Here is a 13,556-nt window from a genome sequence, read left to right on the forward strand (position 1 = left end):
GCTCACAGGTGGGTCACGATCGGCCATCCGGGTGACCGGAGGCGGTGACCGCCTCCGGTTCGCCTACCCTTCGGACTCCCCCCGGATCAGCGCGAGCACGCCATCCAGTTCATCGGGCTTCACAAGAACGTCACGCGCCTTGGAACCCTCGCTCGGTCCGACGATGTTCCTCGACTCCATCAGGTCCATCAGCCGGCCCGCCTTGGCGAAGCCGACGCGCAGCTTGCGCTGGAGCATGGACGTCGACCCGAACTGGGTGGAGACGACCAGCTCGGCCGCCTGGCACAGCAGGTCCAGGTCGTCGCCGATGTCCTCGTCGATCTCCTTCTTCTGCTTGCTCCCGACGGTGACGTCGTCCCGGAAGACGGGTGCCATCTGATCCTTGCAGTGCCGGACGACGGCCGCGACCTCCTCCTCGGTCACGAACGCGCCCTGCAGACGCGTCGGTTTGTTCGCGCCCATCGGCAGGAACAGCCCGTCGCCCTTGCCGATCAGCTTCTCGGCGCCGGGCTGGTCGAGGATGACCCGCGAGTCCGCGAGCGAGGAGGTGGCGAACGCCAGCCGGGACGGCACGTTCGCCTTGATCAGACCGGTGACGACGTCGACCGAAGGCCGCTGCGTGGCGAGCACCAGGTGGATGCCGGCCGCCCGCGCGAGCTGTGTGATCCGCACGATGGCGTCCTCGACGTCGCGCGGGGCGACCATCATCAGATCGGCCAGCTCGTCGACGATCACCAGCAGGTAGGGGTACGGCTGGAGTTCCCGCTCGCTGCCCTCGGGCGGCTTGGCCCTGCCTTCGCGCACCGCGCGGTTGAAGTCGTCGATGTGCCGGTAGCCGTAGGCCGCGAGGTCGTCGTAGCGCAGGTCCATCTCGCGCACGACCCACTGCAGCGCCTCGGCGGCCCGCTTGGGGTTGGTGATGATCGGCGTGATCAGGTGCGGGATGCCCTCGTACGCCGTCAGCTCCACCCGCTTGGGGTCGACCAGGATCATCCGGACGTCCTCCGGGGTCGCCCGCATCATGATCGAGGTGATCAGGCAGTTGATGCAGGACGACTTTCCGGATCCGGTGGCGCCGGCCACCAGCATGTGCGGCATCTTCGCCAGCGAGTCCATGACGTAGCCGCCCTCGACGTCCTTGCCGAAGGCGACCAGCATCGGGTCGTCGTCCTCGGCGGACTCCGCGAGCCGCAGGACGTCACCGAGGTTGACCATCTCCCGGTCGGTGTTCGGGATCTCGATGCCCACCGCGGACTTGCCGGGGATCGGGCTGATGATCCGCACGTCCGGGCTGGCGACGGCGTACGCGATGTTCTTGGTCAGCGCGGTCACCCGCTCGACCTTCACGGCCGGACCGAGTTCCACCACGTAGCGGGTGACCGTCGGGCCGCGGGTGAAGCCGGTGACGGCGGCGTCCACCTTGAACTCCGTGAAGACCTTCCGCAGGGCTTCGACTATGACGTCGTTGGCCGCGCTGCGCGCCTTGCCGGGGCCACCGCGGGTGAGCAGGTCGAGCGAGGGCAGGGAGTAGGTGATGTCCCCGGAGAGCTGGAGCTGCTCCGCGCGGGCGGGCAGGTCGCGGGGTTCGCGGGGCGGCTCCTTGGTCATGTCCAGGACGCCGGCCGGCGGCTTGTCCGCCTTCGGCTTCCGCTGCTGGGGGCGGGCGGCCGGGACCGGCGTCGGTGCGGTCGGCTCACGGTCGCCGGTGCTCACGCCCTGGGTCAGGTCGGCGACGACCGGCGAGGGCGGCATCCCGTGCAGTACGGCACCGTCCAGCGCGGCGGCCGCGGCGGCGGCCACGTCCACGGCGTCCATGGGCCGGTCCACGGGGGGCCGCGGCACCGCGGGCCTGCGGGAGCGGCCCCGCCGCCGGGACAGCGCCTCCGGCTCCGCGCCGTCCGGGTCGTACTCCTCGGGCGCCCGCCGCCGTCCACGGCGGCTCGCGGGCAGCGACTCCCGCCACTGCTGCTCGTAGCGCTCGTCGTCCTCGCCGAACTCCTCCGGCTCGGGTTCGCGGACGAGTCCGAGCCGCACACCGAGCTGGCGCAGACGTTGCGGAACGGCGTTCACCGGGGTGGCGGTGACGACCAGCAGTCCGAAGACCGTGAGCAGCACCAGCAGCGGCACGGCGAGGACATCGGTCATGGTCGACGACAGCGGTGTGGCCGCACCCCAGCCGATGAGGCCGCCGGCGTCCCTTATGGCCTGCATGCCGTCGCTGCGCGCGGGCGAGCCGCAGCCGATGTGGATCTGCCCGAGCACGCCGATGACGAGCGCGGACAGGCCGATCACGATCCGTCCGTTGGCCTCCGGCTTCTCCGGATGCCGGATGAACCGTACGGCGATGACCGCGATCAGGACCGGCACCAGCAGGTCGAGCCGGCCGAAGGCTCCGGCGACCAGGACCTCCACGAGGTCGCCGACGGGGCCCTTCAGATCGGCCCAGGTACCGGCGGCGACGATCAGGGCGACGGCGAGCAGCAGCAGTGCCACTCCGTCCTTGCGGTGCGCGGGGTCGAGGTTCTTGGCGCCCTGCCCCACGCCGCGGAAGACGGCGCCGACGGCGTGGGCGAGGCCCAGCCACAGAGCGCGGAGGAGCCGGTAGACGCCGCTGGTCGGATTCGGGGCGGCCGGTGCGGGTGCGGGCTTCCTCGCCGCGGCCCTCTTGGCCGGAGCCTTCTTCGGCGGGGCCTTCTTGGCAGCGGCCCTCTTCGCCGGAACCTTCGCGGAAGCGGGTGCCTTCTTCGCGGGCGGCTTCTTGGCTGCGGAGGGACGTGAGGCCATGGGTGTGAGGTTACCGGTGGAGGTGGTGGGGAACACGCGTGCCGGACGCTTCACCCGTTCGTGTCGCTCTCGCCGAGACGTGACATTGACGCGTAGTTGACCCGGCCGCACGCCCACGGAGCATCGGGTGTGCGGTCAATGCCCTTCCTCCCGGCGTCAGTTCGGCGACGGCACCGACGACGCGCTGCCGGTTCCGGGCTCCAGGGCGTCCAGCGCCCGCCGCAACCCCGTGAGCTTGCGCTCCAGATGAGCGGCCGTGGCCACCGCGGCCGCGTCGGTCGACTCGTCGTTGAGCTGCTTGGTGAGCGCCTCGGCCTGCTCCTCGACGGCCGCGAGGCGCGCCGAGAGTTCGGCGAGCAGCCCTGCCGACTCCCTGGACTCGGCCGTGTCCTTCTCGCCGCCCTCCAGCTGGAGCCGCAACAGCGCCGCCTGCTCCCGCAGCTGGCAGTTCTTCATGTACAGCTCGACGAAGACCGAGACCTTCGCACGCAGCACCCACGGATCGAACGGCTTGGAGATGTAGTCGACCGCACCCGCCGCGTACCCGCGGAAGGTGTGGTGCGGGCCGTGATTGATCGCGGTGAGGAAGATGATCGGGATGTCCCGGGTCCGTTCCCGCCGCTTGATGTGCGCGGCGGTCTCGAAACCGTCCATGCCCGGCATCTGGACGTCCAGCAGGATGACCGCGAAGTCGTCCGTGAGCAGTGCTTTGAGCGCTTCTTCCCCGGACGATGCCCGCACCAGCGTCTGATCGAGCGCCGAGAGGATCGCCTCCAGCGCGAGCAGATTCTCCGGCCGGTCATCGACCAGGAGGATCTTGGCCTTCTGCACCATGGCCCGCCCTCCTCGCCCCGGCTTGGGGCCTCCCCTGTCCTCAGGACCTGGGGATGTACCCGTGGGTACCGCCCCAGGGGACGACTCCCTTGCGCCGCCCGTCCTTGTGCCGGTCATCGTAGCCGCACCCCGCCCGTCGCCACACCCTGTCACCGTGATGTCACTGTGCACGTAGCAGAAACGCGGCGGGAGACCAGAAGGTTCCCCGATTCCCGCGCTTCTACACGACTTCGCGCACACCGCGTCAGCGACAAGGTGTGGACACCGAAGCTTCCCGTCACGTTCGCGTCCCCTCCGGACGCCGTCCTCACTCCCCCCGCATCCACTGCTCCATCACCGACAGCAGGTGATCGGGGTCGACCGGCTTGGTGACGTAGTCGGAGGCGCCCGACTCGATCGCCTTCTCACGGTCGCCCTTCATCGCCTTCGCGGTGAGCGCGATGATCGGGAGCCCGGCGAACTGCGGCATCCGGCGGATCGCCGTGGTCGTGGCGTACCCGTCCATCTCGGGCATCATGATGTCCATCAGGACGACCGCCACGTCGTCGTGCTGCTCCAGCACCTCGATGCCCTCGCGGCCGTTCTCCGCGTACAGCACGGACAGACCGTGCTGCTCCAGGACGCTGGTGAGCGCGAAGACGTTGCGGATGTCGTCGTCGACGATCAGCACCTTCTGTCCGCCGAAGCGGATGCCGCGGCTCGCCGGCCGGGGGGCCGGCTCCTGCTGCTCCGCGCCCGCCCACTGCTCGGGCTCCGGAGCGGGCCGCGGTTCCAGCGTGGTCCTGCGGCGGCGCCGGAACAGCGCGGCCGGCCCGTTCCGGATCTCCCCGTACGACTGCACCTCCGCCGGCGTCCCGGCCTCCGCCGGGGGCAGTTCGGCCGACGCCACCAGGTCACCGGCCTCCAGCGCGGGCATGGGCTGCTGGTAGCCGTGCGGCGGCAGCTCGCTCGGGTGCAGCGGCAGGTACAGCGTGAACGTCGAGCCGCGGCCCGGCTCGCTCTGCGCGTGGATCTCGCCGCCGAGCAGCTGCGCGATCTCCCTCGAGATGGACAGCCCCAGACCCGTTCCGCCGTACTTGCGGCTGGTGGTGCCGTCGGCCTGTTTGAACGCCTCGAAGATCACCCGCATCTTGCCGGCCGCGATGCCGATACCCGTGTCGCTCACCGAGAACGCGATCAGGTCCGCGTCCGGGTCGGTCAGCGAACCGGCCTCCAGCAACTGCTCCCGGATGGCCTGCGGGACGTCGTCCCGGGCGGGCCGGATGACCAGCTCGACCGACCCGGAATCGGTGAACTTCACCGCGTTGGACAGCAGGTTGCGCAGCACCTGGAGCAGCCGCTGCTCGTCGGTGTGCAGCGTGGCCGGCAGCTCCGGCGACACCCGTACGGACAGGTCCAGGCCCTTCTCCGCGGTCAACGGCCGGAAGGTGGCCTCCACGTAGTCCACGAGCTGGACCAGCGCGATGCGCGTCGGGGAGACGTCCATCTTGCCCGCCTCGACCTTCGACAGGTCGAGGATGTCGTTGATGAGCTGCAGCAGGTCGGATCCGGCGCCGTGGATCGTCTCGGCGAACTCGACCTGCTTCGGGGAGAGGTTCCCCTCCGCGTTGTCGGCGAGCAGCTTCGCCAGGATCAGCAGCGAGTTGAGCGGCGTACGCAGTTCGTGCGACATGTTGGCGAGGAACTCGCTCTTGTAGCGCATGGAGACCGCGAGCTGCTCGGCGCGTTCCTCCAGGACCTGCCGCGCCTCCTCGATCTCGGTGTTCTTCACCTCGATGTCGCGGTTCTGCCGGGCCAGCAGCTCGGCCTTCTCCTCCAGTTCCGCGTTGGACGCCTGGAGCGCCTTCTGCCGCTGCTCCAACTCCGCGGACCGCTCGCGCAGCTGCTCGGTCAGCTCCTGGGACTGCGAGAGCAGCCGCTCGGTCCTGGTGTTGACCGAGATGGTGTTGACGCTCGTCGCGATCATCTCGGCGATCTGGTTGAGGAAGTCCTTCTGGATGTGCGTGAACGGCGTGAACGAGGCCAGCTCGATGACGCCGAGCACCTTCCCCTCGAACAGCACCGGAAGCACGATCACCTGCGCCGGCGGCGCCTCCCCGAGCCCCGAGGAGATCTTCAGATAGCCGCTGGGCACGTCCTGCACGAGGATCGTGCGCTTCTCCGTGGCGGCCGTCCCGATGAGCCCCTCACCGGGCCGGAACGACGTCGGCATGGAGCCCATGGAGTAGCCGTACGAGCCGAGCATGCGCAGCTCGAACTGGTCGTCGTCCGCGGCGTTCAGGTCCTCGCCGTCGACCAGCGGCATCGCGAGGAAGAACGCGCCGTGCTGCGCGGACACCACCGGCGTCAGCTCGCTCATGATCAGCGACGCCACGTCCTCCAGGTCACGGCGCCCCTGCATCAGCGCCGAGATGCGGGCGAGATTTCCCTTGAGCCAGTCCTGCTCCTTGTTGGCGATCGTGGTGTCGCGCAGGTTGGCGATCATCTTGTTGATGTAGTCCTGGAGCTCCTGGATCTCCCCGGACGCGTCCACGTCGATCTTCAGGTTCAGGTCGCCGCGGGTCACCGCGGTCGCCACGCGCGCGATGGCACGCACCTGCCGGGTCAGGTTCCCGGCCATCTCGTTCACGGACTCGGTCAGGTCCCGCCAGGTGCCGTCGACGTCACGCACGCGCGCCTGGCCGCCCAACTGCCCCTCGGTGCCCACTTCGCGGGCCACGCGCGTGACCTCCTCGGCGAACGACGACAGCTGGTCCACCATCGTGTTGATGGTGGTCTTCAGCTCCAGGATCTCCCCGCGCGCGTCGATGTCGATCTTCTTCGTCAGGTCGCCCTTGGCGATGGCCGTCGTCACCATGGCGATGTTGCGGACCTGACCGGTCAGGTTGGACGCCATCTGGTTCACCGACTCGGTGAGGTCCTTCCACGTCCCCGCCACACCCGGCACGTGCGCCTGCCCGCCGAGGATGCCGTCCGTGCCCACCTCACGGGCCACCTTGGTGACCTGCTCGGCGAACGCGCTCAGCGTCTTCACCATGATGTTGATGGTGTCGGCGAGCTGTGCCACCTCACCGCGCGCCTCGATGCTGACCTGCCGCGTCAGGTCGCCGTTGGCGACGGCTGCGGAGACCTGCGAGATGTTCCGCACCTGAGTGGTCAGGTTCTTGGCCATCAGGTTGACGTTGTCGCTCAGGTCCTTCCAGATGCCCGTGACGCCCGGCACGTTCGCCTGACCGCCCAGAATGCCCTCGGTGCCCACCTCACGGGCCACCCGCGTCACCTGCTCGGCGAACGACGACAGCTGGTCCACCATCGTGTTGACGGTCGTCACCAGCTCCAGGATCTCGCCCTTGGCGTCGACGGTGATCTTCTTCGACAGGTCGCCCTTGGCGACCGCGGTCGTCACCTCGGCGATGTTGCGCACCTGGAGGGTCAGGTTGTTCGCCATGCCGTTCACCGACTGCGTGAGGTCCTTCCAGGTGCCGGAGACGCCCTGCACCTCGGCCTGACCGCCCAGGATTCCCTCCGTACCCACCTCACGGGCCACCCGGGTGACCTCTTCGGCGAACGACGACAGCTGGTCCACCATCGTGTTCAGCGTGTTCTTGAGTTCCAGGATCTCCCCGCGCGCGTCCACGGTGATCTTCTGCGACAGGTCACCGCGCGCCACCGCCGTCGCCACCTGCGCGATGTTGCGCACCTGGCCGGTCAGATTCGACGCCATGCCGTTCACGGAGTCCGTCAGGTCCCGCCACACACCGGCGACCCCGGGCACCTGCGCCTGACCGCCCAGCCGGCCCTCCGTACCCACCTCACGGGCCACCCGCGTCACCTGGTCGGCGAACGAGGACAGCTGGTCCACCATCGTGTTGATGGTGTTCTTCAGCTCCAGGATCTCCCCGCGCGCGTCGACGTCGATCTTCTGCGACAGGTCACCGCGCGCGACGGCCGTCGTGACCTGGGCGATGTTGCGCACCTGCCCGGTCAGATTCGACGCCATGGAGTTGACGGAGTCGGTGAGCTCCTTCCAGGTGCCCGACACGCCGTCCACGCGCGCCTGACCGCCCAGCCGCCCCTCCGTGCCCACGTCCCGGGCCATCCGCGTGACCTGGTCGGCGAAGCTCGACAGCTGGTCCACCATCGTGTTGACGGTGTTCTTCAGCTGGAGCATCTCGCCGGAGACATCCACGGTGACCTTCTGCGACAGGTCGCCGTTGGCGACCGCCGTCGTCACCTGGGCGATGTTCCTCACCTGTCCGGTGAGGTTGCGGAACGCCGTGTTGACGGAGTCCGTCAGGTCCTTCCACGTCCCCGCCGCCCCCGGCACCTGCGCCTGACCGCCCAGCTCGCCCTCGACCCCGATCTCGCGCGCCACGCGCGTGACCTCGGCGCCGAAGCTCGACAGCTGGTCCACCATCGTGTTGACGGTGTTCTTCAGCTCCAGCATCTCGCCTGCCACATCCACGGTGACCTTCTGCGACAGGTCACCGTTGGCGACCGCCGTCGTCACCGCAGCGATGTCCCGCACCTGGGTGGTCAGGTTCCGGAACACCGTGTTGACGGAGTCCGTCAGGTCCTTCCACGTCCCCGCCGCCCCCGGCACGTTCGCCTGACCGCCCAGCCGCCCCTCGGCTCCGACCTCGTTGGCGACGCGCGTGACCTCGTCCGCGAAGATCCGCAGCGTCTCGGTCATCTGGTTGATCGTCTCGGCGAGCTGCGCGACCTCGCCGCGCGCCGGCACCGTCACCTTGCGCGACAGATCACCGTTGGCGACCGCGGTCGTCACCTCGGCGATCCCGCGCACCTGCGCGGTGAGGTTCCCTGCCATGGTGTTGACGGAGTCGGTGAGTTCCTTCCACACCCCGTCCACGCCCGGCACCTGCGCCTGGCCCCCCAGGGCGCCCTCGGTGCCCACCTCACGGGCGACCCGGGTCACCTCCGAGGAGAACGCGGAGAGCTGGTCCACCATCGTGTTGACGGTGTTCTTCAGCTCGAGCATCTCGCCCTCGACGTGCACGGTGACCTTGCGCGACAGGTCACCGCGCGCGACGGCCGTCGTCACCAGCGCGATGTCGCGCACCTGCGCCGTCAGCCGCTCCGCCATCGTGTTGACGGAGTCCGTCAGGTCCTTCCACGAACCGGACATGCCGCGCACCTGGGCCTGACCGCCCAGCTTGCCCTCGGTCCCGACCTCGCTGGCCACCCGCGTGACCTCGTCGGTGAACGTCGACAACTGGTCGACCAGGTTGTTCACCGTCCGCGCGACCTTGAGGAACTCGCCCCGCAGCGGGTGCCCCGCCCCTTCCGGAACCGTCTGCGTCCGCAGCTCCATGCGCGGCGACAGGTCGCCCTCGGCCACCGCCGACAGCACCCGGCTCACCTCGGACACGGGCCGCACCAGGTCGTCCACCAGCGCGTTCGAGTTGTCGATCGCGGTCGCCCAGGAACCCTCACAGGCCCCGGTCTCCAACCGCTCCGTGAGTTTCCCCTCACGCCCGACCGTGCGGCGCACCCGCGCCAGCTCACCCGTCAGGTGGAGATTGCGGTCGGCCACCTCGTTGAAGACCGCCGCGATCTCCGCCATCACACCGTCGCCGGACACCGTGAGCCGCTTGCGGAAGTTCCCGTCCCGCATCGCCACCAGCGCCGTCATCAGCCGGTTCAGGGCCACCGTGTCCACCGCGGTGGTCCCGCCCCGCGCCCTTCCCGGCTTACTCAGGGACTGTCCGCCTTTCGCGCGCGTCGTCTCCGTGCCCCGCGTCGCTGCGCCAGACTCCACTGTGTCCCTCCCGCAGGGGTCGACCGTTACCGCTGTACCTGGGCACACCGTCAAGGGCGTTCCCGATGTTCCTGTGCTCTTCCCGTACTGCTGCGATGTCCTGCCCGACGTTCCGGGGCGCCGCCAAGGGGGCTGCTGCCCACCCGGCGCGGAAGGCACACGGCCTGCCCGGACCCTCACTACGAGCCTGCCCAGTGTTTCACCCCCGCCGAACCAGGCCATAACAGTCCGGCAGCTTCGCACATCGTCCGCGCCCCCGCCGGACCGGGAACACCTACGGACGGAAACACAGCAGACCGGCATTAGCTCGGACCGCGAAGGTAAGTAACCTTGCATCCGGCTGTCCAGCCACGCCGGTCCGCCCGGCCTGGGCGGTGGCACGGGAACGAGCGGGCATCGGAGGGCGGCCGCACACATGACCACGGGACTGATCCCGGGGGAGCAGCCCCCGGACCCACGGCCGGCTGACGGCCTGCCGCAGCAGCGGCACGAGCCGGCCGGCCAGGAAGCCATGCCCGTCGAGAACCGGTCGAGGAGTTCTGTGATCACCGCGCGCGCGGCCGCCAGCTTCGAGCCCGTGGGACGATCGGTCGCGAGCGCCCGCTCCTTCGTCCGCGACACCCTGCAGGGCTGGGGTTTCGGCGACATCGTCGACGACGCCGTGGTCCTCACCAGTGAACTGGTGACCAATGCCGTGGTCCACGCCGGCACCTCCGCCGACCTTCTCTGCCTGCGCAGTGACGACGGCGTACGGATCGAGGTGGCCGACCGGTATCCGGAGCGGGAGATCCCGCTCCAGGGCTCCGCCGTCAGCATGGGCAACCCCGACCGCGAGGGCGGCCGCGGGCTCCAGCTGTGCGCGGCCCTGGCCGGTCACTGGGGCGTGGACTACACCCCCACCCACAAGACCGTCTGGTTCCGGCTCGACCTTCCCGAGCGCCCGGTCGGCACCCGCACCGCCGGCCCCTCCCTGCCGGCCCACCTCCTCCCGCTCGCCGACACCCGGGTCCGCGTCGCCGTCGTCCAGATCGACCGGGCCGGCTCCGTCACCGCCTGGAACGAGGACGCCGAGGAACTCTTCGGCTACTCCGCCGAGCAGGTCACCGGCAAGCCGCTGACCGACTTCGCGGCCTGGCCGCACACCCCCGGCACCGGCACCGGCATCGCCGACGCGCTCCAGCTCTCCCGCTGGGAGGGCAGCTACGGCATCAGGGGCTCCCACGGCCGAGTGATCCCCGTGTACGCCTCCCACCTGCGGGTCCGGGACACCGACGGCGAGCCGTCAACGGTCTGTCTCCTGGTGCGGGACCACGAACGGGCGGTTCTGCAGACTCCGTCGCGCGGCCCCGCGCCCGACAAGTCCGGCACCTCCGAGGGCCAGAGCACCGACCCCTTCGAGGTGTTCATCGGCTCCCCGGCCCCGGACGACCTCGACGGCCTGCTCCAGCGCACGGTGGAACGCGCCCGCGACATGCTCGACGGCGACTCCGCCTTCCTGCTCCTGGCCACCGACGACGAGACGGAACTGGAGGTCCGCGCCTCCACCGGCCTGCCCTCGGCCCGCCAGCGCTTCGCCCGCGTCCCCGTCGAGGCGGGCCCCGGCCGCTACGGCTCCGCCCGCATGCCGGCCGTCCACGAGGACCTCACCGCCGTCCCCGGCGCGGTCCCCCTCCTCAACGGCACCGGTATGCGCTCGGTCGTCACCGTCCCGCTGAAGGTCGAGGGCCGCCTCACCGGCTCCCTCGGCGTCGCCGCCGAGACACCCGGCCGGTACTCCAACGAGGAGGCGCTGCGCCTGCAGTTCGCGGCGGACCGCATCGCGCTCGCCGTCGAGTCGGCCCGCCTGGGCGAGCTGGAGCGCCTGCGCCGCGGTTCGCTCAGCTTCCTGGTCGAGGCCTCCGACCTGCTGGCCGGCACCCTGGACCGGGACCAGACCCTGGCCCTGATGGCCCAGATGACCGTGCCGACCCTCGCCACCTGGTGTGCCGTCTACACCATCGCCGACCAGTCCTCCGAGCCGTACCTCTCCTACGTGCTGCACGAGGACGAGGAGCTGATCGACGGCATCAAGTCCCTGCTGTCGAAGATCGACCCGCCCGACCCGGTCCCCGCCCCCGGCGCCCGCGTCTGGTCCGCGCCCGCGGAGGTCGCCCACCAGGCGGCCCTGCGCACCTCCATGCGCAGTCTCGGCCTCAGCGGCGGCCCGACCCGCCAGGTCACCACGGGCATCGGTCCGACCCTCGCGACGGCCTCCGCGGTCGGCGGCGAGACGGTGGTCCTCCCCCTGGTCGCCCGCAACCGGGTCATCGGCATGCTGACGCTCGGCAAGCCGTCCGACGAGCACTTCCGCCAGGAGGTCCTGGAGCTCGCCGAGGACCTCTCCCGACGGGCCGCCCTGGCCCTGGACAACGCCCGCCTCTACTCGGAGCGCACGGCCATCAGCCAGTCCCTCCAGCGCAGCCTCCTGCCGCCGGAGCTGCCGACGATCGACGGCGTCGAGGTCGAGGTCATCTACCGCGCGGCCGGCGAGGGCAACGAGGTCGGCGGCGACTTCTACGATCTCTTCCCGATCAGTGACGGCGCGTACGGTTTCGCCATCGGCGACGTCTGCGGCACCGGCCCCAACGCGGCGGCCGTGACCGGCCTCGCCCGGCACGCGCTCCGGCTGCTGGCCCGTGAGGGCCTCAGCGGTCCGGCGGTCCTGGAGCGCCTCAACTCCGCGATCCTCGACGAGGGCGCCCGCAGCCGCTTCCTGACCCTCCTCTACGGCGAGATGCGTCCGCAGGACGACGGCAGCGCGGAACTGAAGGTGGTCTGTGCCGGCCACCCCCTCCCGCTCCGCCTGCGCCAGGACGGCACGGTCGAACCGGCGGCGGAGCCGCAGCCCCTCCTGGGCGTCATCGAGGACCTGGAGCTGTACGAGGAGACGGTCACCCTCGATCCCGGTGACGTTCTCCTCTGCGTCACCGACGGTGTCACCGAACGCCGCGAGGGCCCCCGCATGCTGGGCGACGACGGCCTCGCCGACGTCCTGACCACCTGCACCGGTCTGACGGCCGGCGCGGTCGCGGCCCGCATCATGCGCGCCGTGGAACGCTTCGCCTCCGAGCCCCCGTCCGACGACATGGCGATTCTCGCCATGCGCGTACCGGGCCTGCACACGGATTAGCGGGCGTCCTCCCACAGGACATGAGAAAGGCCCCGCCCGAATGGGCGGGGCCTTTCTGTCCGAGCCCCCAAACGGAATCGAACCGTTGACCTTCTCCTTACCATGGAGACGCTCTGCCGACTGAGCTATAGGGGCCTGTTGCCGTGTGTGGGGTTTCCCCCTCGGCAACGGAATAGATCATACCCCGAACGGGGCTGTGCTCCCAACCGCCGCTCAGCCGACCGGCTGGAGCAGCCCGCCCAGCGCATTGCACGCCGCCGCGATCCGCTGCATGTCCCGCTTGGTCAGCGACGCGTCCACGGGAAGCGCGAGCGTCTCGTCGGCGGCCCGCTCGGTCTCGGGCAGGGACACGCACCGCCGGAACTCGGGCATCCGGTGCACGGGGGTCTTCACGGGCACGCGACACTCAACGCCCCTGCCCCGTATGGCGCGCGCGAAGGCGTCCCGGTCGGGCCGGCCGTTACCCGGTACCCGCACGACGTACTGCTGATAGGTGTGCCCGACTCCGCTCTCGGGCGTCCGCACACCCCTCAACTTGGCATCGAGGAACGCCGCCCGCTCCCTCCGCTGAGCCATCTCGTCGTACGGCGCCTCGGACTCTCCGTGCTCCAGCACCAGCAGCCCGCGCCGGCGGCCGAGCGCGTGCAACCGTCCGACGTCGGCGGGCATTCCGAAGCGGTGTACGACAACGACGGCTGCCGTCCGCGGAGTCACGGCCGCCTCCACCGCGGCCGGCTCCAGGCAGTACGTCGCCGGATCTATGTCGGCGAACACCGGCAGTGCGCCTGCCATCGTTACGGCTGCGGCGACTTCCGCGTTCCCGAAGGCCGGTACGACGACCTCGTCACCCACTCCGACACCGGCGGCCCTGAGCAGTGCAGCAGTACTCATGGGTGGATGGTCGTCGCGCCACGTGAACACCAAGTGACGCAGAACAAAAAAGGGTTGGACCCGGAACCGAAGTTCCGGGTCCAACCCTTCTGAAGAATT

Annotated in this window: 5 protein-coding genes and 1 tRNA gene; 1 reads left to right on the forward strand and 5 read right to left on the reverse strand. The window is 70.1% G+C overall.

Annotated features, from left to right (window positions below; genetic code table 11):
* Positions 1-63: 63 nt before the first annotated feature.
* The 3 genes from KYY02_RS26165 to KYY02_RS26175 form a co-directional block, all read right to left on the reverse strand.
* Entirely contained in the window at positions 64-2,784 is a 2,721-nt protein-coding gene (locus KYY02_RS26165; protein ID WP_371242044.1) for a DNA translocase FtsK, read from the reverse strand.
* A gap of 156 nt (positions 2,785-2,940) precedes the next feature.
* Positions 2,941-3,618 carry a response regulator gene (locus KYY02_RS26170; protein ID WP_371242046.1) on the reverse strand — a complete coding sequence of 226 codons (678 nt, stop codon included), beginning with the start codon at positions 3,616-3,618 and terminating at the stop codon, positions 2,941-2,943.
* Positions 3,619-3,925: 307 nt separating this feature from the next.
* On the reverse strand, positions 3,926-9,397 hold the full coding sequence (locus KYY02_RS26175) for a HAMP domain-containing protein (RefSeq protein WP_371242048.1): 5,472 nt from the start codon (positions 9,395-9,397) through the stop codon (positions 3,926-3,928).
* Positions 9,398-9,812: 415 nt separating this feature from the next.
* Here KYY02_RS26175 and KYY02_RS26180 point away from each other — a divergent pair, with 415 nt between their 5' ends.
* On the forward strand, positions 9,813-12,566 hold the full coding sequence (locus KYY02_RS26180) for a SpoIIE family protein phosphatase (protein ID WP_371242050.1): 2,754 nt from the start codon (positions 9,813-9,815) through the stop codon (positions 12,564-12,566).
* 62 nt (positions 12,567-12,628) lie between these two features.
* On the opposite strand, the gene KYY02_RS26185 is transcribed toward KYY02_RS26180, so the two are convergent.
* Together KYY02_RS26185 and KYY02_RS26190 are read right to left on the reverse strand one after the other, a co-directional pair.
* Positions 12,629-12,701, reverse strand: a tRNA-Thr gene (locus KYY02_RS26185).
* A gap of 78 nt (positions 12,702-12,779) precedes the next feature.
* Complete coding sequence (locus tag KYY02_RS26190) at positions 12,780-13,442, reverse strand: DegT/DnrJ/EryC1/StrS family aminotransferase (protein ID WP_371242056.1); 663 nt, start codon at positions 13,440-13,442, stop codon at positions 12,780-12,782.
* Positions 13,443-13,556: the final 114 nt, after the last annotated feature.

This window comes from Streptomyces pimonensis (genome assembly GCF_041380215.1).
Lineage (GTDB): Bacteria > Actinomycetota > Actinomycetes > Streptomycetales > Streptomycetaceae > Streptomyces > Streptomyces pimonensis.